Origin of the sequence: Serinibacter arcticus, assembly GCF_004786095.1 — a bacterium.
Taxonomy (GTDB): domain Bacteria; phylum Actinomycetota; class Actinomycetes; order Actinomycetales; family Beutenbergiaceae; genus Litorihabitans; species Litorihabitans arcticus.
On the sequence record NZ_RHPJ01000001.1, the window covers coordinates 831,809 to 851,841 of the forward strand.

18 protein-coding genes and 1 tRNA gene are annotated in these 20,033 nt (G+C 73.3%); 8 read left to right on the top strand and 11 right to left on the bottom strand.

Annotated elements, in window-relative coordinates; translation table 11 throughout:
- Positions 1–11: 11 nt before the first annotated feature.
- Both SERN_RS03860 and SERN_RS03865 read left to right on the top strand, forming a co-directional pair.
- A complete protein-coding gene (locus tag SERN_RS03860; protein WP_233251439.1) occupies positions 12–950 on the top strand; it encodes a metallophosphoesterase in 939 nt (312 codons plus the stop codon).
- A gap of 75 nt (positions 951–1,025) precedes the next feature.
- Positions 1,026–1,099 (top strand) — tRNA-Pro (locus tag SERN_RS03865).
- A 119-nt stretch (positions 1,100–1,218) separates the two neighbouring features.
- Here the strand turns inward: SERN_RS03865 and SERN_RS03870 are convergent.
- Positions 1,219–2,070: a formate/nitrite transporter family protein gene (locus SERN_RS03870; RefSeq protein ID WP_135848751.1), complete on the bottom strand. Its 852-nt coding sequence runs from the start codon at positions 2,068–2,070 to the stop codon at positions 1,219–1,221.
- Between the two features lie 124 nt (positions 2,071–2,194).
- Between SERN_RS03870 and SERN_RS03875 the strand changes: the two genes are divergently transcribed.
- From SERN_RS03875 to SERN_RS03890, 4 genes are all read left to right on the top strand, one after another.
- Positions 2,195–2,812, top strand: coding sequence for a copper resistance CopC family protein (locus SERN_RS03875; RefSeq protein WP_158292555.1), 618 nt, complete (start codon positions 2,195–2,197; stop codon positions 2,810–2,812).
- Positions 2,809–4,644 (top strand): S9 family peptidase, encoded by a 1,836-nt coding sequence (locus SERN_RS03880; RefSeq protein WP_135848753.1) that lies wholly within the window; start codon positions 2,809–2,811, stop codon positions 4,642–4,644. The genes SERN_RS03875 and SERN_RS03880 overlap by 4 nt, the downstream gene beginning before the upstream one ends.
- 99 nt (positions 4,645–4,743) lie before the next feature.
- The gene (locus tag SERN_RS03885; RefSeq protein WP_233251440.1) at positions 4,744–6,102 is read left to right on the top strand and encodes an MFS transporter; all 1,359 of its coding nucleotides are present in this window, start codon (positions 4,744–4,746) and stop codon (positions 6,100–6,102) included.
- Positions 6,099–7,337, top strand: coding sequence for a MalY/PatB family protein (locus SERN_RS03890; RefSeq protein ID WP_233251441.1), 1,239 nt, complete (start codon positions 6,099–6,101; stop codon positions 7,335–7,337). Before SERN_RS03885 ends, SERN_RS03890 begins: the two co-directional genes overlap by 4 nt.
- A 35-nt stretch (positions 7,338–7,372) precedes the next feature.
- Here SERN_RS03890 and SERN_RS03895 read toward each other — a convergent pair whose 3' ends face one another.
- The 6 genes from SERN_RS03895 to tatA form a co-directional block, all read right to left on the bottom strand.
- Positions 7,373–8,353 carry a serine hydrolase domain-containing protein gene (locus SERN_RS03895; protein WP_135848754.1) on the bottom strand — a complete coding sequence of 327 codons (981 nt, stop codon included), beginning with the start codon at positions 8,351–8,353 and terminating at the stop codon, positions 7,373–7,375.
- Between the two features lie 91 nt (positions 8,354–8,444).
- Positions 8,445–9,551, bottom strand: coding sequence for an aspartate-semialdehyde dehydrogenase (locus SERN_RS03900; protein WP_135848755.1), 1,107 nt, complete (start codon positions 9,549–9,551; stop codon positions 8,445–8,447).
- Positions 9,548–10,828, bottom strand: coding sequence for an aspartate kinase (locus SERN_RS03905; RefSeq protein ID WP_135848756.1), 1,281 nt, complete (start codon positions 10,826–10,828; stop codon positions 9,548–9,550). The genes SERN_RS03900 and SERN_RS03905 overlap by 4 nt, the downstream gene beginning before the upstream one ends.
- 102 nt (positions 10,829–10,930) lie before the next feature.
- Positions 10,931–11,707 carry a TSUP family transporter gene (locus tag SERN_RS03910; RefSeq protein WP_135848757.1) on the bottom strand — a complete coding sequence of 259 codons (777 nt, stop codon included), beginning with the start codon at positions 11,705–11,707 and terminating at the stop codon, positions 10,931–10,933.
- Positions 11,700–12,428 (bottom strand): twin-arginine translocase subunit TatC, encoded by a 729-nt coding sequence (gene tatC, locus SERN_RS03915; RefSeq protein WP_233251442.1) that lies wholly within the window; start codon positions 12,426–12,428, stop codon positions 11,700–11,702. The genes SERN_RS03910 and tatC overlap by 8 nt, the downstream gene beginning before the upstream one ends.
- Before the next feature lie 139 nt (positions 12,429–12,567).
- Positions 12,568–12,903: a twin-arginine translocase TatA/TatE family subunit gene (tatA, locus tag SERN_RS03920; protein ID WP_135848759.1), complete on the bottom strand. Its 336-nt coding sequence runs from the start codon at positions 12,901–12,903 to the stop codon at positions 12,568–12,570.
- A gap of 64 nt (positions 12,904–12,967) precedes the next feature.
- On the opposite strand from tatA, the gene SERN_RS03925 reads away from it, so the two are divergent.
- Both SERN_RS03925 and SERN_RS03930 read left to right on the top strand, forming a co-directional pair.
- Positions 12,968–13,930 carry an ABC transporter ATP-binding protein gene (locus tag SERN_RS03925; protein WP_135848760.1) on the top strand — a complete coding sequence of 321 codons (963 nt, stop codon included), beginning with the start codon at positions 12,968–12,970 and terminating at the stop codon, positions 13,928–13,930.
- Positions 13,927–15,048, top strand: a complete 1,122-nt coding sequence (locus tag SERN_RS03930; RefSeq protein WP_135848761.1) for an ABC transporter permease — start codon at positions 13,927–13,929, stop codon at positions 15,046–15,048. Before SERN_RS03925 ends, SERN_RS03930 begins: the two co-directional genes overlap by 4 nt.
- A 25-nt stretch (positions 15,049–15,073) precedes the next feature.
- Here SERN_RS03930 and SERN_RS03935 read toward each other — a convergent pair whose 3' ends face one another.
- Genes SERN_RS03935 through SERN_RS15445 form a run of 4 tightly spaced genes read right to left on the bottom strand, consistent with a single transcriptional unit; the run spans position 15,074 to position 19,977 of the window.
- Entirely contained in the window at positions 15,074–16,045 is a 972-nt protein-coding gene (locus SERN_RS03935; RefSeq protein WP_135848762.1) for an NAD-dependent epimerase/dehydratase family protein, read from the bottom strand.
- Positions 16,046–16,084: 39 nt separating this feature from the next.
- On the bottom strand, positions 16,085–16,666 hold the full coding sequence (locus SERN_RS03940; RefSeq protein ID WP_135848763.1) for a DUF5063 domain-containing protein: 582 nt from the start codon (positions 16,664–16,666) through the stop codon (positions 16,085–16,087).
- On the bottom strand, positions 16,659–17,267 hold the full coding sequence (gene recR, locus SERN_RS03945; RefSeq protein ID WP_135848764.1) for a recombination mediator RecR: 609 nt from the start codon (positions 17,265–17,267) through the stop codon (positions 16,659–16,661). The genes SERN_RS03940 and recR overlap by 8 nt, the downstream gene beginning before the upstream one ends.
- Positions 17,268–17,271: 4 nt before the next feature.
- On the bottom strand, positions 17,272–19,977 hold the full coding sequence (locus tag SERN_RS15445) for a DNA polymerase III subunit gamma and tau (protein WP_233251443.1): 2,706 nt from the start codon (positions 19,975–19,977) through the stop codon (positions 17,272–17,274).
- Positions 19,978–20,033 lie beyond the last annotated feature (56 nt).

The window sequence follows — 20,033 nt, forward strand, 5'->3', positions numbered from 1 at the left end:
CCGCTCTGGCCGTGTCCGGCGCCGTCGGCGCCCTGTGGGCGGTGGCGGAGACGCGCTCCTACACGGTCCGCGAGGTCCGAGTACCGGTGCTCGACCCCGGCAGCCCCACGCTCCGGATCCTGCACATCTCGGACCTCCACCTCACGCCGTCGCAGCGCGACAAGGTGGCGTTCGTCCGCGACCTCGCCACGCTGCAGCCGGACCTCGTGGTCGACACGGGCGACAACATGGCGCACCGCGAGTCGCTCGGACCGCTGCTCGAGGCCCTCGAGCCGCTGCTGACGATCCCCGGTGCCTTCGTGATGGGGTCCAACGACTACTTCGCGCCGATGGCCAAGAGCTGGACGCGCTACCTGCGGCGCGACCCGCGCGAGGCCGACGGCCACGCCCCCGACGCGCGCCCGACCGAGCCGGCGGATCTCCTCCCGGCTCCCGAGCTCGCCCGGGCCATGACCGGCGCGGGCTGGAAGGACCTCACGAACCGGCGCGACGCCGTCGTCGTGGGCGAGCACCACCTCGACCTGGTGGGCGTGGACGATCCGCACCTGGACCGGGACATCTTCCCGGCGCGTGCGCCCATCCCGCACGGCGCCCTCCGGCTCGGCGTGGCGCACGCGCCCTACCGTCGCGTGCTCGACGCGATGAAGGCCGACGGCGCCGCGCTCGTGCTGGCGGGTCACACGCACGGCGGGCAGCTGTGCCTGCCGGGCTACGGAGCCCTCGTCACGAACTGCGACCTGGACCGCGGCCGTGCCAAGGGCCTGCACGGCTGGCCGGGCGCGCGCCCGGACGAGTCCGGCGGCGAGGGTTCGACCTGGCTGCACGTCAGCGCGGGCCTCGGCACGTCGCCGTTCGCCCCGGTCAGGTTCGCGTGCCGCCCCGAGGCGACGCTGCTGGAGCTCGTCCCCCGCACCTCGCTCCCGAGGCCCTCGGGTCCGTCGCGGGTGTGACGGGAGCCCCACGACGACGATTCGTGATTCCACGAAGTTCGGGCTAGTCTTGTCTGCGGCCCGCAAGGGCCTGCTCGGGGTGTGGCGCAGCTTGGTAGCGCGCTTCGTTCGGGACGAAGAGGTCGCAGGTTCAAATCCTGTCACCCCGACAAAATGATCAGGGCCCTGCCGGCGAAGCCGGTAGGGCCCTGATCATCTTCCGGGGCGCCAGGATGCCGGGAGCCGCTCCGCCCGACGAGGAACGAGTCGGTCGGAGCGGCGGTTCCTGTCACCCCACGGCGCCCCCGCCACCCCGCCGCCCGTCGTCGTTCACGTACGCGTAGTAGAGCCCGATGAGCAGCCCGCCGCCCACGAAGTTCCCCACGAGCGCGATCCCGACGTTCGCGGCCGCGAGCCCGACGTCGACCCCCTCCTTGAGGCCGACCTCGAGGAACAGCACCGTGTTGGCCACGGAGTGCTCGAAACTGAGGAACGCGAAGACGAACACGGCCACGATCATCACGAGGCTCTTGGTGAGGTCGTCCTTGATGAGCCCGTTGTAGACCAGCAGCATCGCCAGGTTGATCATGAAGTTGCACAGCACGGCCCGCACGAAGAGGTCGCCCCAGCCGGTCGCACCGTCGCTGATGTAGGCGAGCTTGTGCTCGACGGCGAGGCCCATCTGCTCCCCCGTCGCCCCCTCGGTCAGGGTGCTGAACCGCAGCAGCAGCGCGACCAGCAGGCCGCCGAGCGCGTTGCCGAGGAAGCACAGGCCCAGGATCCGCAGGGCCCGGGACCAGGACGTGCGCCGGTGGTAGGCACCGATCGTCACGATCATCATGTTCGAGGTCAGCAGCTCCGACCTCGAGTAGTAGATGAAGACCAGCGCCCACCCGAACACGAGGGCCCCGGCGAGCCGCCCGAGCGTGTAGAGCGAGGTGTCGCCGACCTGGACGGCGTCGAACGCGGCGATCACCCCGAAGTGGGCCCCGTACATGATCCCGATGATGATCCCGGCCATCGCGGCTCGCTGAAGGTAGCGGCGGGCCATCCTCCCGGACATCGCCGTCTTCGTGTCGAGCGCCTCCAGCACCGTGGAGATGAACTGCTTGCCCGGGAAGAGCGGGTCGGTCGTGGTCATGGCGCAACGCTCTCACGCGCCTGCGCGCCCCTGGGAGGACCTTTCGCCGACCTACCATGGGAGGGGTTCCCCGACGAAAGGCCTGCTCGTGCTCCGCCGTGCTCTCGCTCCCCTCGCCGCCCTGGTGGCTCTGCTCCTCTCGTTCGGTCTCGTGGCGGCTCCGGCGTCCGCGCACGACTCCCTGATCGCGTCCACCCCCTCCGACGGTGAGACCCTGACGGCGGCGCCGACCGAGCTGACGCTGAGCTACAGCGCCGAGATCGCGCAGATCGGGGCCGACGTCGTCGTCACCGACCCCGCCGGCACTGTCGTCTCGCAGCCGCTCACGGTGGCCGGGACCGACGTCGTCGTCCCGCTCGCCGCGGACCTGGCGCCGGGCGCCTACGCGATCGCGTGGCGCGTCACCTCCTCCGACGGTCACCCGATCGACGGCACGCTGACGTTCACGCTCGACGTGCCCGCCGTCGCGAGCCCGACGGCGGAGCCCACGGCGGAGCCCACGACGGAGCCCACGGCGGAGCCGTCCACGAGCGCGTCCGAGACCGCGACCGAGGTCGAGTCCGAGAGCGCCTCGGCCGAGGCGACCGAGACCGAGACCGCTCCCGCCGAGGACGACGCCACGTCGAACCTCCCGCCGTGGGTGCTCGTCGTCGTGGCGCTCGCCGTCGTCGGGGCGATCGTCGCGCTGATCGCCCGGATGCGCCGCGACCGCGCCGCCGGCCAGGGTCCCCACAACCGATGACCCCACAACCCACGACCGCGCCCGCCTGGGAGGCGCGCTTCCGCGCCGGCCACGTCTCGCTGCCGGACTGGGCGCAGGACGCACCCGACCGCGCGTGCGTCGTCGCCACGCACGACGGCGTGCGCCAGGTCCACTCCCACGACGTCGCGACGGGTGCGCTCGCCGTCGCGACGAACCGCCCCGCAGGCACGACCGACGCCTCGATCAGCGCCGACGGCGCATGGCTGTGGTGGTTCGACGACGACGCCGGTGACGAGCACGGCGTCTGGCGCCGCCAGGTGTTCGCCACGGGCCCCGACGGCGGCGCCACCGGCGTCGAGACCCCGCTCGACCTGCCCGCCGCCTACTCGGCCGGGCTGCTGCTCGGCCCTGGAGAGGTGGTCGTGACCGGTTCCAGCGACGACGACGGCACGCGCGTGCACGCCTTCGCCGTCGGCGCCTCCCCCACCGACGTCCCCGCCGCGGGCCGCCTGCTGTACTCCCACGAGGAGGACGCGGGCGTGGCCGCGCTGAGCCACGACGGTGCGCGCGTCGCCGTCGAGCACAGCGAACGTGGCGACAACCGCCACCCCGCGCTGCGCGTGCTGCGCGTGGCCGACGGCGGTACCGTCGCCGATCTCGACGACGGCGAGGGCCTCGGCCTGGGCGCCGTCGCCTTCGCGCCGCGCGACGGCGATCCCCGCCTCCTCGTCCAGCACGAGCGTTCCGGACGCCCCGAGCTGCTGGTCTGGGACGTCGAGACGGGCGCGACGACGCTGCTCGACCTCGGCCTGCCCGGCGACGTCGCGGACGCCGACTGGTACCCCGACGGCGAGGCGCTGCTGGTCGCCGTCGACCACGAGGCCCGCACCCGGCTGTACCGACACGACCTCGCCACCGGGACCACGGCGCCCGTGGGCCCGACCGACGGCACCGTCAGCTCGGCGGGCGTCCGGCCCGACGGCGACGTCTGGTTCGGCTGGTCCTCGGCCGCCGCCCCGCGCAGCGTGCGCTCCGCGGGCACCGACGCCGTCCTGCTCGCCGCCCCGGGTGAGGCGGCGCCACCGAGCGTCGACGTCGAGGACGTCTGGGTCGACGGGCCCGGCGGGCGCGTGCACGCCCTCCTGCGACGGCCGAGCGGGATCGCGCGGGACGCGGGCCCGCTGCCGGTCGTCGTCGAGGTGCACGGCGGTCCGACCTGGCACGAGTCGGACTCGTTCGCCCCCGACCTGGCGGCGTGGGTCGACCACGGGTTCGCCGTCCTCACCGTCAACTACCGGGGTTCGACCGGCTACGGCAGCGCGTGGCGCGACGCGCTGGAGGTGAAGGTCGGGTTCACGGAGCTCGAGGACGTCGCGGCGGTGCACGCCGCCCTCGTCGAGCAGGGCGTGGTCGACCCGGCACGGTCCGTGCTGGCCGGGGCGTCGTGGGGCGGCTACCTCACGCTGCTCGGACTGGGGACGCAGCCGGAGCGCTGGACCCTCGGCGTCGCGGGCGTCCCGGTCGCCGACTACGTGGCCGCGTACGAGGACGAGATGGAGGGCCTGAAGGCCTTCGACCGCTCGCTGTTCGGCGGGTCGCCGCAGGAGGTGCCCGAGGCCTACCGCGTCTCCTCCCCGCTGACGTACGTGGACGACGTCGTCGCCCCGGTCCTCGTACTGGCCGGGGAGAACGACCCGCGCTGCCCGATCCGGCAGGTCGAGAACTACCTCGCCGCGCTCGAGGCTCGCGACGGCGCCCCAGCCGTGGAGACCTACCGGTACGAGGCGGGTCACGGGTCCTACGCCGACGACGAGCGGATCGCGCAGATGCGGGTACAGCTGGACTTCGTGCTGCGCCACGTGGCGGTCTGACCGAGCCGACCAGAGCCAGACCGGCCGCTGCCGAGCAGGAATCTTCGGCAGCAGCAATGACTTTCCCGGATGTCGGTGGTCTACCACACCATGGACCCCGTGGACCCGATCCGAGACGACGCGCAGGACTCGGCGGCGCTGAACGCCGCCGCCGAGGCCGAGAAGCCGGGCTGGCGGCGCCAGACCGCGCTGTTCCTCAGCGGTCAGACCGTGTCGTTGTTCGGCTCGATGCTCGTGCAGTACGCGGTCATGTGGTACCTCACGCTGACCACGAAGGACGGCTCCGTGATGGCGCTGTCGACCGTGTTCGGCTTCCTGCCGCAGGCGATCGTGTCGATCTTCGGTGGCGTCTGGGCCGATCGCCACAACCGCAAGTGGCTCATCATGGGTGCGGACGCGGCCATCGCGGTCGCGACGCTGACCCTGGCGATCCTCATGCTGCGCGGTGCCGACGACCTGTGGCTCATCTTCGCGGCCCTGGCGGTGCGGTCCACGGGCGCCGGCATCCAGACGCCGGCCGTCGCGGCGCTCCTGCCGCAGATCGTGCCGAGCGGCAAGCTGCTGCGCGTCAACGGCATCAACCAGACCATCCAGGCCGCCATGATGCTGCTGGCGCCGGCGGTCGCCGCCGCGCTCTACGCCAGCTTCCCTATCGAGGCGATCTTCTTCGTCGACGTCGCCACCGCCGTGATCGGCATCGGCCTGCTGGCGCTGGTGCCCGTCGGGCGGATCGTGCGGAACGCCGACGGCGCAGCGCCTGCCGGCTACTTCGCCGACCTCACCGAGGGTGTGCGCTACATCGTCGGCCACCCCTTCGTCCGCTGGCTGCTCGGCCTGTGGGCCGTGGTGATGGTGCTCGCCGCGGCGCCGTCGTTCCTGACGCCGCTCATGGTCGCCCGCTCGTTCGGCGAGGAGCCGTGGAAGCTCATGGCGCTCGAGCTGGCGTTCTCCATCGGCATGATGGCGGCGGGTGCGACCGTGGCGGTCTGGGGGGAGAAGGTCCCGCGGATGACGCTCATCCTGGCGTCGTCGATCGCCTTCGGCGTGCTCTCGATCGGGCTCGGCCTCTCGCCGAACATCTGGATCTTCTTCGTCTTCATGTTCCTCGTGGGCGTCGCCGTCCCGGCGTTCTCGACCCCGTCGATGACGGCGCTGCAGGAGACGGTGCCCGCCGAGCGGCAGGGACGCGTGTTCGGCTTCGTCGGCATCGTCATGGCGCTGTCGATGCCGCTCGGCATGTCCATCTTCGGGCCGCTCGCGAACGTGGTCTCGGTGCAGACCGTGCTCGTGGTGGCCGGGGTGGCCACGCTCGTCGCGGCCGCGTTCGCGCTGCTCCTGCCGGCCGGGCAGCGCGCGATGCGGGCGGCCAGGGACGGGGGCGGAGGTCCGTCCCGTCCGTCGGACGACGCTGCTCCCAGCGAGCCCCCGAGGGAGAGCGACTCTAGGCTGATGAGGTGATCAACGCCGCCACCTCCGAGCAGACGTCCACCGTTCCCGACCTCGACACCGCCGCCGTCGACGCCCTCACCGCGGCCGATCTGGTCGCACGCGGATCGCAGAAGTGGACCACCTTCCCCGGGACCATTGGGGCCTGGGTCGCGGAGCTGGACCTCCCGCTGGCGCCGCCGATCACGCGGGCCCTGCACGGTGCCGTCGAGAACGCGACCGTCGGCTACCTGCCCGTGGACCTGGTGCGGGACACCGCGCGGGCGTGCTCCGACTGGTACCGACGCACCAGCGGCTGGGACTTCCCGGCGAGCGACGTGCGCCTCGTGCCCGACGTGCTGACGGCGCTGCGGGTCACGCTGGACCACGTCACGGGTCCCGGCAGCACCGCCGTGGTCACCACGCCCGCCTACATGCCGTTCCTGACGCGCCCCGGGCTCGTCGGGCACGGACTGCGCACGGTGGCCGCCGCGCAGGACGGGACCGGACGGTGGGCCCACGACCTCGACGCGCTGGACGCGACTCTCGCGAGCATCGAGGGTCCGGCCCTCCTCGTGCTGTGCAACCCGTGGAACCCGGTCGGCCGCGTCCTGACGGCCGAGGAGCTCCTCGCGATCTCCGAGGTCGTCGAGCGCCACGGCGCGACGGTCTTCTCCGACGAGATCCACGCGCCCCTGCTGCTCGACGACGTCGCACACGTCCCGTACGCGAGCCTCAACGAGACCACCGCGCAGCACACCGTCACGGCTGTGTCCGCCTCGAAGGCGTGGAACCTGCCCGGCCTCAAGTGCGCCCAGATGATCGCCACCACGCCGCGCCTGCGCGAGATCCTGCAGCAGCCCGCGACGCTCGCCGGCTACGAGGCCGCCACCATCGGCCTCGTCGCGAACATCGCCGCCTACGACGACGGCGGCCCCTGGCTCGCGGGCGCCCGCGACTACCTTCGCGGCAACCGCGACGCGTTCGTCGGCGCGCTCGCCTCGGCGATCCCGGACGCCGTTCCGACCCACCTCGAGGGCACCTACCTGCAGCTCGTCGATCTGCGTGACGTGCGGTCGCCGTCGGGCGCTGCGCTCCCGGACGACCTGGGCGCGTTCTTCCGTGAGCACGCCGGCGTCGCGATCACCGACGGCGCGCTGTGCGGTGCGCCCGGCCACATCCGCGTCAACCTCGGGATGCCGCGCCCGCTGCTGCTCGAGGCGACGGCGGCACTCGGCCGCGCCGTCCTCGACCTCGACGCCGCCTGACTGGCGCGGCCGGCGCGGGACCGGCGCCGACGCGCTCAGCCCGCGAGCCAGCCGAGCGCTGGGCCGTCGGGGGCGACCGAGCGCGGCGAGACCGCCACGATCGCCCGCCCCCGCGCGCGGTCCAGTCCGAGGTAGGAACGGAACCCGCCGGTCCCGCCGCCGAGCCACGTGACCGTGCGCCCCGTGCGACCCGGCGCCGACGTCAACCAGCCCGACCCGATCCGCGTACCACCGTCGAGGTCGGCTCGCGGCTCGAGGGCACCGAGGCCGGGAGCCTCACCGGCCAGGATCGCGGCCGCCAACCGGGCGACGTCGCCGACCGTCGCGCGGACACCCACCGCCGGGGCGATGCCCTCCCCCACCCACGCCTCGCGCCGGCGACCCCGACGCGTGGTCCCGACCATGGTCCCCGGGAGCAGATCGCCGCGGACGTCGGCGACGTGGACCGAGTCGAGCCCCAGCGGGGCCGCGAGGCGGGCGTCGAGGAGGCCCGCGTAGTCCGTCCCCGCCCGCGCGGCCACCGCGTGCCCGAGGAGTGCGCCACCGAGGTTGGAGCAGAGCACGCGAGGCGTGGCGGTCACCGACGTCGACACCGTCTGGCGCAGCAGCTGCGGCAGCGTCTCCCCGTAGGGGTTGCGGCCGTGCCGGACCAGGTCCCACTCGCGCCGCCGCGGACTCGTGCCCGCAGCGAGGCGCGGCAGCCCGGACCGGTGCGTTGCGAGCGCGTCGAGCGTGACACCGGCCGCAGGACTCCCGACGAGGGTCGGCAACGCGTCACCGAGGGTCGTCGTCCGCGCCACCTCGCCGCGCTCCAGCGCGTCCTCGTACAGCAGTCCCGTGAGCGCCTGGGAGATCGACCCGATCTCCACGTGCTGCTCGGGGTCGGCCCCGACCCCGGCTGTGACGACGCCCCCGTCCTGCACCACCGCGACCACGCAGTCGCCCAGACGCCAGCCGCGGACGGAGCCGAGGAGATCGGTGTCGCCGAGGGAGAGGTCGTCGATCAGGTGTGCCATGCGTCCAGCCTCGCGGGAGGGGGCGCGGAGCACATCGGCCGCCGGGGCGATCCCACCTCCGCCCGTGGGCGGACGCGGAGGCGGTGGACCCCTACGTGGAGAGCTCGGGGACGAGCAGCTCGGCGATCTGCACCGCGTTCAGCGCGGCACCCTTGCGCAGGTTGTCGTTCGAGACGAACAGGACCAGCCCGCGTCCGGCGGGCACCGACTGGTCGGCGCGGATGCGGCCCACGAACGTGGGGTCCTGACCGGCGGCCGCGAGCGGCGTCGGGACCTCGGAGACGACGACCCCGGGCGCCTGCTCGAGGAGCTCGCGAGCGCGCTCGGGCGTGATCGAGGAGCCGAACTCGGCGTGCACCGCGAGCGAGTGGCCCGTGAAGACCGGCACGCGCACGCAGGTGCCGGCCACGAGCAGGTCGGGCAGCTCGAGGATCTTGCGCGACTCGAAGCGCAGCTTCTGCTCCTCGTCGGTCTCACCGGAACCGTCGTCCACGAACGAACCGGCGAGCGGGAGCACGTTGAACGCGATCGGCTCGGTGTAGAGCGAGGGAGCCGGGAAGTCGACGGCGGAGCCCGAGTGCGTGAGCTCCTCGATGGGCGCCCCGGCGTCGGTCAGGGCGCGGACCTGCGAGCCGAGCTCGGCCACACCCTTGAGCCCGCCGCCCGAGACGGCCTGGTAGGTGGCGACCTTGAGACGCTCGAGGCCGGCCGCGCCGTCGAGGACCTTCAGCACGGGCATGATCGCCATCGTCGTGCAGTTCGGGTTGGCGATGATGCCGCGCGGGCGGTGCGCCGCCGCGTGCGGGTTGACCTCGGAGACCACGAGGGGCACCTCGGGGTCGCGGCGCCAGGCCGAGGAGTTGTCCACGACGACGGCGCCCGCCTCCGCGAACCGCGGTGCCAGCTCCTTCGAGGTCGCGCCGCCGGCGGAGAACAGGGCGACGTCGATCCCGCGCAGGTCCTCGACGCTCGCGGCCGCGGCGTCCTCCACGACGACGTCGCTCCCCCGCCAGGACAGGGTCGTGCCGGCGGACCGCGCCGAGGAGAAGAACCGGATCGCCGCGACCGGGAAGTCGCGCTCGTCCAGGAGGCGGCGGATGACCGCGCCCACCTGGCCGGTGGCGCCGACGACGGCGACCGTCAGTCCGGTCTCGGCGCGGCTGTGCCGGCCGACCTGCTCGTCCACGTGCTCGCTCATCGTCCCGATCCTCCGTACACCACGGCCTCGACCTCGGTCGCGTCCAGCCCGAACGCCGTGTGCACCGCGCGCACGGCCGTGTCGAGATCGTCCGCGGACGTCACCACGGAGATGCGGATCTCCGAGGTGGAGATCATCTCGATGTTGACGCCCGAGTCCCGCAGCGCCCCGAACAGCTTGGCCGAGACGCCGGGGTGCGAGCGCATCCCGGCCCCGACCAGCGACAGCTTGCCGATGCCGTCGTTGACGATGAGGTCGGTGTGGCCGAGCTCGGCCTCGACGGCCTCGAGCGCGGCGCGCACGACGGCGACGTCGGCCACCGGGAGGGTGAAGGAGATGTCCGTACGTCCGGTCTCGTGGACGGAGACGTTCTGCACGATCATGTCGATGTTCGCGCCGGCACCCGCGACCGCCTCGAACAGCAGGGCGGCCGCGCCGGGGACGTCCGGCACGCCGACGGCCGTGATCTTGGCCTGGCTGCGGTCGTGCGCGACGCCGGAGATGATCGGGGCTTCCATCGACTGTTCCTCTTCCTCGGTGGGCGTGACCACGCGGGTTCCTTCGAGCATGGAGAACGACGAGCGCACGTGCATCTCCACGCCGTAGCGGCGGGCGTACTCGACGCTGCGCAGGTGCAGGATCTTGGCGCCGTTCGCGGCCATCTCCAGCATCTCCTCGCTCGTGACGCGCGCGAGCCTGCGCGCGGTCGGCACGATGCGCGGGTCGGCGGTGAAGACGCCGTCGACGTCGGTGTAGATCTCGCAGACGTCGGCGTGCAGGGCGGCGGCGAGGGCGACCGCCGTCGTGTCGGAGCCGCCGCGGCCGAGGGTCGTGACGTCGCCCGCGTCCTCGTTGACCCCCTGGAAGCCCGCGACGATCGCGACGCTGCCCGCCTCGAGGCAGCTCGTCAGCCGGCCGGGCGTGACGTCGATGATGCGCGCGTTGCCGTGGGCGGAGTCGGTCAGCACGCCGGCCTGCTGGCCGGTGAAGGCCTGGGCCTGGACGCCCCGCGCGTGGATGGCGATCGCGAGCAGGGCCATCGAGATGCGTTCGCCGGCCGTGAGCAGGATGTCCATCTCGCGCTGCGGCGCCTCGGCCCCGGCGGAGACCTGCTCGGCCAGGTCGACGAGCTCGTCGGTGGTGTCCCCCATCGCGGAGACGACGACGACGACGTCGTGGCCCTGCGTTCGCATGGTCACGATCCGGTCGGCGACGCGACTGATGCTGGCGGCGTCGGAGACGGAGGAACCACCGAACTTGCTGACGATGAGCGACACGAGGAGTCCGAACCGGTCGGAGGGAGGAGGGCCGGGGCCGATTCTAGGACGGCGCACCGAGGCGTGGACCCTGGTGCTCACCACGAGAGACACGCGCGGGCGTCAGAAGAGCCCGAGGACCTCGCCGCCGAGCCGCACGATGAGGACGGAGACGACCACGAGCAGCACGACCCGCACGAAGCCCGAGCCGCGGGAGATGGCCATCCGGGCACCGACGTAACCGCCCACGAGGTTGGCCGTGCCCACCACCAGACCGAGCGCCCACAGCACGTGCCCGCTCGGGACGAAGAAGATCAGCGCGCCCAGGTTGGTGGCGAAGTTGATGATCTTCGCGATCGCCGACGCCGGCAGGAACGCGTAGCCCAGGACCCCGACGAGCGCGAGCACGAGGAACGTACCGGTCCCCGGCCCGAGCATCCCGTCGTAGAGCCCGATCGTGAGCCCGACGGCGGCCGCGACCGTCCGGTGCCTGTTGCCCTCCCACCGCAGGTCGGTGAGCGCACCGAGCTGCGGTCGCGCCATCACCATCACGAGCACCCCGATCAGGACCACCACGATGATCGGCTGCAGGGCCTCCTCGGGGATGCGCGAGGCCAGCGCGGCGCCCCCCACCGCCCCGGCCAGGGCCGCGAGCGCCGCGGGCGCCGCCGTCGTGAGATCGGGTTGGACCCGCCGGTAGAAGGTGATCGAGCTGACCGAGGTGCCCATGATCGAGGCGACCTTGTTGGTCGCGAGCGCCTGGATCGGCGTCACGCCCGGCGTCAGGAGCAGCGCGGGGAGCTGGATCAGGCCGCCGCCACCGACGACGGCGTCCACCCAGCCCGCGGCCAGACCGGCCAGCACGAGCAGAAGGATCGTGGAGACCTCGAGCTCAGGCAACGGCAGGACCGGGTCCGGCGGATCCCTCCGAGCTGCCGGCCAGCTCGGCGTCCTCGGCGGCGCGCCGCTTGTCGCGGCGCCGGTCGAGCTGCGCGCAGACGAGGAGCGCGACGCCGTAGAGGCCGCAGATCGGCAGTGCCATGAGAACCATGGAGATGGCGTCGGGCGACGGCGTCGCGAAGGCCGCGAACGTGAAGATGCCCACGATGGCCCAGCGCCAGCCCTTCCGCCACGTCGACCCCCGCACGACACCGACCGCGGTGATCGCGACCATCAGGAGGGGCAGCAGGAAGGCCAGACCGAAGATCAGCATGAACTGCATGACGAACGTGAGGTAGTTCGCGGCGTCGATGAGGTTGCTGACGCCGTCGGGCGTGGCGGACGTGAGCAGGCGGAGCGCGTTCGGGAGCACGGCCCACGCCAGGTAGGCGCCACCGAGGAACAGCGGCACGGCCGCCGCCACGAAGGCCAGGCCCGTGCGCTTCTCCCGGCGCGTCAGCCCGGGGGCGACGAAGGCCCACAGCTGGTAGATCCACCACGGGCTCGAGGCCAGGACGCCGAGGAAGAACGAGACGCGGACCTTCAGGTCGAACGGTGCCATCGACTGCGTGAAGTTCAGGTCCGTGATCACACCGCCACCGTCGGTGTTGCGGATCGCCTCGGCCGCCAGCGCGAAGACGGGATCGTAGAGGAACCAGCCGACGCCCGCGCCGATGGCCACACCCACCAAGGCGAGGACGAAGCGACGACGGACTTCACGCAGATGATCCCCGAGGGCCATGCGGCCCTCGGGGTTCTGCCGGCGCGAGCGCTGGTTCGGTTTGCGGGACAGCGTCACCACCGCTGGAGGTCGAGCTCTCTCAGCGGGGCGAGGAGCCGGGGGGCCACTCGGACGGGCCGGCGTTCGGAGCCGACGACGGCGCGTCGGTCGGGCTGCTCACACCGGGCGGCGTGGTGCCTCCCGGGGCGTACGGGTCCACGTGGGGCTGCGTCGTCGCGGCCGGCGGCGGGGTGTAGGGGGCGGCCCCCGGTGCGGTCGGGTTGCTCGGCTCGTCCCCGCGGAGGTCCTTGACCTCCTCCTTGAGGATCTTCGCCGACTTGCCCACGTTGCGGGCGATGTCAGGAAGCTTGGCCGCCCCGAAGACGAGCAGGACGACGACAAGGAGCACGATGATGTGCCAGAGCTGGGGACGCACGAGGCACCCTCCCTTGGGTCGGTGGTGCTGCCACTGTAGTCCGCCCGACCCCTAGTGTTCGGTCATGGGTCTCCCACCGCCGCCCGCCGCGCCCGTCGTCGGCGCCCCCGCGCTCCAGGCCTCCTCGGTCCGCCGCGCCTTCGGGTCGATGGTCGCCGTCGCGGACGCCTCGCTCTCCCTGGCTCCCGGGTCGGTCACGGCCCTGGTGGGACCGAACGGCTCCGGCAAGACCACGCTGCTGCTCATGCTCGCGGGCCTCCTGGCGCCCGACGCCGGCGAGGTCAGGGTGCACGGCATGACGTACGGCCAGCACGGTCCGGATGCGCGCCGCCACGTCGGCTGGATGCCCGACACCTTCGGCACGTGGGACTCCCTCACGTGCCTCGAGGTCCTCACGACGTTCGGCGCCGCCTACCGCGTGCCTCCCGAGGTCGCGCGCGAGCGCGCGCTCGGGCTGCTCGAGACGGTGCACCTCGCGGAGTACACGGGGGCGCCGGCGCGCGTCCTGTCCCGCGGACAGAAGCAGCGGCTGGGCCTGGCGCGCGCACTCATCCACGCGCCGGGCGTGCTGCTGCTCGACGAACCCGCCTCGGGCCTGGACCCCCGATCCCGCGTCGACCTGCGCCGTCTCGTGCGCTCGCTCGCCGACGCGGGCGTCGCCGTCCTGGTCTCCTCCCACGTGCTGGTCGAGCTGGAGGAGATGGTGGACGACGCAGTGTTCCTCAACCGGGGCCAGACCGTCGCGGGGGCACCGGCCCCCGCCGTCGCGCGCTGGCGGATCACGACGCTCGACGCCGCCGCCCTCCTCGCCTGGGCGGCCACGGTCCGCCTCCCCCTCACCCCCGATCCGGACGAACCACCCGGCTCACCGGGCGCCGGCACGTTCCTGGTCCACCTCCCGGACGAGACGCACGCCGCGGCGCTGCTGCGCGACACCGTCACGGCCGGGATCCCGGTCTCCCGGATGGCTCCCGCGGGCGGGCGCCTCGAGCAGACCTACCTGGCCATGGAGACGGAGCGACGATGAGCGCGCAGACCTCGCCCCCGCCGAGCTCCGCGCCGGCCCCCGCCCCCGGCCCGACGGCCCCCCACCGCATCCCGCGCGGCCCCACCTGGTGGGGCGTGCGGACAGTCGCGGTGCTGGAGGCGCGTCAGCGCATCCGTTCCACCCGGTGGAAGGTGGCGCTGGCGATCTGGTTCGCGATGGTCGGACTCGTGACGGCGGGGATCGTCGCCGTGTTGCACCGGTCGTCCTTCGGCTACGTCGGCTACGACCCCAGCGAGACGATCGGCCGCACCGTCTTCGGCCTCGTCCTCCTGTTCGTCCTGTTCCTCGGTCTGCTCGTCTCGCCGACCCTGACGGCCACGACCATCAACGGCGACCGGAACGCCGGGACCCTCGCCGTGCTCCAGGCGTCGACGCTGTCCTCCTGGGACATCGCCGTCGGAAAGCTGCTGGCCTCGTGGGGCGCGGCGCTGGCGTTCCTGGTGGCATCGCTGCCGTTCCTGCTGTGGGGTCTGGCGATCGGCGGGACGGGCGTGCTCGCCGCGATCGGGGCGGTGCTCATGCTCGCGGTCGTGCTCGCCGTGGTCTGCGCGATCGGCCTGGTCGTCTCCAGCCTCGTCTCGCGTCCCGCGGGGTCGGCCGTGCTGACCTACGTGCTGGTGGCCGCGCTGTCGGTCGGCACACTCATCGCGTTCGGGCTGTCCGCGTTCTTCCTGTCCAGCACCGAGACCGTGCGCGTGTACGGCTACGACTACTCGAGCTCGGCCGCCTCCAGCGACACGTGCGAGTGGTACGAGGACGAGCGCACCGTCGTCCACACCGAGTGGACGGCCTGGCTGCTCGGACTCAACCCGTTCGTCATGGTCGCCGACTTCACACCGTCGAGCGACGACGGCTCGTTCAGCGACCCGCTGAGCGCCATCAGCGCCGGAGTTCGCTACGCCCAGGCAGGGCAGCCCGACGAGCTGGACGAGTGCTACGACGGCACCCAGCCCGACGGCGAGGTGCCGGCCGGGACGCCGTACTGGCCGTGGAGCCTCGCGGCGTACCTGGTGATCGGCGTGGGCGCGGTCGCGCTCACGGCTCGGAGACTCGCGGTCCCGACGGCGACGCTCGCTCGGGGGATGCGCATCGCGTGATCGGCGACCGGGCGGGACGGTCGGCTCAGACCACCATCGGCTGCGGGACCCTGACGGTTCCCTCGTCGATCAACCGCCGGACCGACTCCCGCACCGTGTCCACCACGGAGTAGCGCGGCTCGTACCCGAGCAGCCGCCTCGCCCGCTCGACCGAGAAGACCTGACTCCGCGAGAGGTGCTCCCAGCTCGCCTCGGCGTGCTCGGGCGCCAGTCCCTCGCGGAACGTCTCCCAGGACACGTGCTCGAGGTTCGCGGCCCGCCCGAACCACCCCGCGGCGAGCTCCGCGTAGCCGCGCACGTTCAGCCCGTGCGCGGCGGTGACGAAGAAGTCCTCACCGCCGGCGGCGTCGCGGTGGGTGATCGCGAGCTCGAAGGCCTGGGCCACGTCGTCGGCGTGCACGTGGTGCATCGTCTCGGCGCCGAGACCGGGCACGAGGAGCGTCTCGCCCGCCGCGAGCGTCGACCAGACGGCGGGGTCGAGGTTGCCGGTCGGCCCGATCGGCGCCCACCCGGGACCGCTGATGTGCCCGGGGTGGAGCGTGGTGGTGACGAGGCCGCCGCTCGCCGTCTCGTCGGCGAGCAGTCGGGCGATGCGGTCCTTCTGGATCCCGTACTCGCCGACGGGCGGCGGGGCGTCCTCCTCAGAGATCGGCAGGGACGTGCTCGGGCCGGCGCGCCAGACCGAGCCGCAGCCCACGAGGTGGCCGGTCTCGCCGCGCAACCGTTCGACGAGCGCCGTCGCCGACCCGAGCGTGAAGCACAGCAGGTCGACGACGACGTCCGCCCGCAGCCGCGCGATCCGGTCGGCGAAGACGCCGTCGCGATCCTCCTGCTCCCGATCGGCGATCACCCGCTCGACGTGCGACCACTCCTCACCGCCCGTGTACGGCGTCGAGGTGCCACGGCTCAGCGAGACGACCTCGTGACCGGCGCGGACGAGCCGCGGGACGAGGAACGAGCCGATGTGGCCGCTGCCACCGATGACGACGATGCGCACGAGATCTCCTGCGGTGGGGGTGCTGCGGGGTGGTCCTGCTCAGTCGTGGTGCAGCGCCTCGAACTCGGCCTCGCCGGCGACGTCGTCGGGGACGTCGAGCCGGAGGTGGCCGAGCAGCACCAGGACGACGCGGAGCGCCGAGGCGGTGCGCTCGCCCCAGATCTGGAGGTAGGAGAACTGCCACCACCACAGCGCCTCGGAGCGGTGCCCGGCGTCGTGGTGGGCGAGACCGAGCGTCAGCTCCTGCGCGATCGCGGCGAGGTCGCCGGACAGCGTGGAGACCCCGGCGTCGGTGCCCAGGACCGGATCGGCGACGTCGGTGTACTCGTCGACACCCTCGAGCGCGTTGGCGAGGCCCTCGCGGAGCGGGTCGAGATCGGCATCGGGTCCGACGTCGGGCTCGAAGCGTTCGGCGGGGACGACGTCGACGATCGCGCCGAGCACGGACCCGGCGGCCGCCAGCTCGGACAGGGCCAGGAGCAGCAGCGGGAACGCGGCCTCGGGCGCGGTCCCGGCCGAGACCTCGGTGACCGTGGAGAGGAACGTGCGAGCCTCCTGGGCGGTGCGCTCCTCGATGGCGAGCAGGTCGGCGTCGAGCGCGCCGGGTGTGGGCTCACGCACGCATCGTCACCCGACCCTCGAACGCGCGGCCGAGCGTGATCTCGTCGGCGTACTCGAGGTCGCCTCCGACGGGGAGGCCCGAGGCGAGGCGAGTGACCGCGAGGCCCATCGACCCGAGCAGCCGGGAGAGGTAGGAGGCGGTGGCCTCACCCTCGACGTTGGGGTCGGTCGCGATGATGACCTCGGTCACGGTGCCGTCGGCGAGGCGGGTCATCAGCTCGCGGATCCGCAGCTCGTCCGGTCCGATCCCGTTGATCGGGTTGATCGCGCCGCCGAGCACGTGGTACCTGCCGCGGAACTCACGGGTGCGCTCGATCGCGACGACGTCGCGCGGCTCCTCCACGACGCAGATCTGGGTGTCGTTGCGGCGTTCGTCGACGCAGATGCGGCACTTCTCGGCCTCGGCGACGTTGCCGCAGACGACACAGAACCTGACGCGCGCCTTGACCTGGATCAACGCCTCGGCGAGGCGGGCGACGTCGGCCGTGTCGGAGGCCAGGACGTGGAAGGCGATGCGCTGGGCGCCCTTGGGGCCGACGCCGGGCAGCTGGCCCAGCTCGGCGATGAGGTCGGCGACCGCACCCTCGTACGCAGTGCTCACGCCGCTACCTCCGCAGGTCCGAGACGCCGTCGACGATCTCGTCGATCACGACACCGCCCAGCATCTTCGCGACCAGTGTGGCACCCATCGGGCCCGATGCCGCGGACGGGACGGAGCTGCCGGCCTCGCGCAGCTCCTCCTCGTCCACCTCCTCCCACGGCGCGGGCGGGAGGTCCTCGATCGTTCCGCTCGGAGCAGCGTGCGCCCGCGTGCGGGCGTGGAGGTCGATGACGGGGGCGAGCCCACCGGTGGCGGGGGCTGCGACGGGGCCGTCGGTCGCGAGGGCGTGGGCCGCGGTGTCCTCGGTGGGCGGGGGCGAGGTCGGAGGCGTGGTCGCGGCGTCCGAGGCCGGGGCGACGACGCTGAGGTGGGAGCGGATGTGCGGCACGTCGGCCACCTCGACCGCGTCGCTCGAGTCCTCTGTCAGCTCGTCCGCCGGGGCGCCCGGGGCCTGCGGAGCGTCCCAGTCCGCGAGGGCGCGGGCGACGGCCTCGGAGACCGCGCGCCGCTCGGCCGGTGCCGGCTCGGCGTTCGCGACCGGTGCGGCGACGGGCGCCGGGGCGATCGTCGCTGCAGGTGCGGGGGCGGAGATCGACCGCGTGACGGCGGCCGGTGCCGCCGACGGCGGCGCGGGGGTGGGCGCGGGTCCCCCCGTGGCGGCAGCCTCGGGGTCCTCGGTCGCGGCCCAGGCGAGACCCGGGTCCTCGGGGCCGAACGGGTCCTCGTCGGGTTCGGGTCCGACGTCGTCGAACGTGGTGCGGGCCGACGGCGCCTGGGCGCGGGTCTGATCGCGCTGACCGTCGCGGCCGCCACGGCCGTCGGAGGCTGGCCGACCCTGACCGGAGCCGGCGGCGCCGCCCGGTGCGGAGGGGCCACGCTGCCCGCCCTGACCGTCCGCGCCGTCGTTCCCGCCGCCCCGGCCGCCACCGCCGCCGGGTCCACCGTCGGGTCCGGCGACGTCGACGATCACGCGGAGGCGCAGGCCCACCGTCTCGAAGATGGCCTGCGAGACGGTCGAACCGCCGTCGCGCGAGGTGAACGCCGAGATCAGGCCCGAGGTCGGGAAGAGCAGCGTGACGGAGTCCGCCGTGACCTCACCGGGCTGCGCGTGCTGGGAGATGAGGGTCCACGTGGCGCGGCTGGAGCCTGCGAGGGTCTCCAGGACCTCGGGCCAGCGACGGCGCAGCTCGGTCCCGTCCACCGCCCCGGCGTCGGAGGTGGGCTGAGCCGGCGCAGCGTTCGCAGCGGGTTCGGCCGGTCGCGTCTCGGCCGCGTCCTCGCGCGCCGGCGGCCGCTCCCGTGCGGAACGTTCGGTCGCCCGCTGCTCGGGCTCGGGGCGCTCGACCGGCTGGCGCTGCTCGGGCCGGCGCTGCTCGGGCGCACGCTGCTCCTGCTGCTGCCGCTGCTCGGTCGGACGCTGCTCGGTCGGACGCTGCTCCGCGGGACGCCGCTCGGCCGGCTCGGTGCGCGGGCGCTCCGCCGCCTGGATCGCCGTCGCCGGGGCCTCCCGCACCACGGGCGCCGCCACCGGCGGGACCACCGTGGCGATCGGTGCGACGGACGCCCCGCGTGCGGCGGGAGCCGCTGCCGCAGGGGCCTCCCCGAGCCCACCGATCGCGAGCATCGCGCGGGTGAGCACCAGCTCGAGGAGAAGGCGCGGCGACGTCGCCCCGACCATCTCCGTCAGACCGGTGTTCACGATGTCCGCGGCGGTCGACAGCCGGTGCGCGCCGAGCGCCGCGGCCTGCGGGCGCATCCGCTCGACCTCGTCCGACGGGAGCGCGCGCAGCACGGTCTCGGCCTCGCTGCCGGACGCGGCGATCACGATGAGGTCCCGCATCCGGTCGAGCAGGTCCTCGACGAACCGGCGGGGGTCCCGTCCGCTCTCGACCACGTGGTCGACCACGCGGAACAGCGCGGCGCCGTCGCCCGCCGCGAGGGCACCGACGACGTCGTCGAGCAGCGTGACCGGGGTGAAGCCGAGCAGCGCCGAGGCGAGGTCGTAGGAGACGCCGTCCTCCGACGCGCCGGCCATGAGCTGGTCCAGCACGGAGAGCGAGTCGCGGACCGAGCCGCCGCCGGCGCGCACGACCAGAGGCAGCACACCGTTGTCGACGGCGATGTGCTCGGCCTCGCACAGCGTGCCGAGGTAACCCTGGAGCACGGCGGGCGGTACGAGCCGGAACGGGTAGTGGTGGGTGCGCGAGCGGATCGTGCCGATGACCTTCTCGGGCTCCGTCGTCGCGAACACGAACTTCACGTGCGCGGGCGGCTCCTCGACGAGCTTGAGCAGCGCGTTGAAGCCCTGCGGCGTCACCATGTGCGCCTCGTCGATGATGAAGACCTTGTAGCGGTCACGAGCCGGGGCGAACACGGCGCGCTCGCGCAGGTCGCGCGCGTCGTCGACGCCGCCGTGGCTGGCGGCGTCGATCTCGACCACGTCGAGGCTGCCGGGACCCCCGCGGGCCAGCTCGACGCAGCTGTCGCAGACACCGCACGGGGTGTCGGTCGGACCCTTCGCGCAGTTGAGGCAGCGGGCCAGGATGCGGGCCGAGGTGGTCTTGCCGCAGCCGCGCGGACCGGAGAAGAGGTAGGCGTGCGTGGCGCGGTCGGCGCGGAGCGCGGCGCGCAGCGGATCGGTGACGTGCTCCTGGCCGATGACGTCCGCGAACGAGTCCGGGCGGTACCGGCGGTACAGGGCTGTGGTCACCGGTTCAGGGTAGTCGGAGGGTCGGACACGACGGGGCGGGTCCGGACCCCTGGGGA

What these genes read in the sequence shown, in the direction of transcription:
- SERN_RS03870 (WP_135848751.1), bottom strand. Translation starts at nt 2,070, where the DNA reads ATGACCACGACCGACCCGCTCTTCCCGGGCAAGCAGTTCATCTCCACG.
- SERN_RS03880 (WP_135848753.1), top strand. Translation starts at nt 2,809, where the DNA reads ATGACCCCACAACCCACGACCGCGCCCGCCTGGGAGGCGCGCTTCCGC.
- SERN_RS03895 (WP_135848754.1), bottom strand. Translation starts at nt 8,353, where the DNA reads ATGGCACACCTGATCGACGACCTCTCCCTCGGCGACACCGATCTCCTC.
- SERN_RS03900 (WP_135848755.1), bottom strand. Translation starts at nt 9,551, where the DNA reads ATGAGCGAGCACGTGGACGAGCAGGTCGGCCGGCACAGCCGCGCCGAG.
- SERN_RS03925 (WP_135848760.1), top strand. Translation starts at nt 12,968, where the DNA reads ATGGGTCTCCCACCGCCGCCCGCCGCGCCCGTCGTCGGCGCCCCCGCG.
- SERN_RS03930 (WP_135848761.1), top strand. Translation starts at nt 13,927, where the DNA reads ATGAGCGCGCAGACCTCGCCCCCGCCGAGCTCCGCGCCGGCCCCCGCC.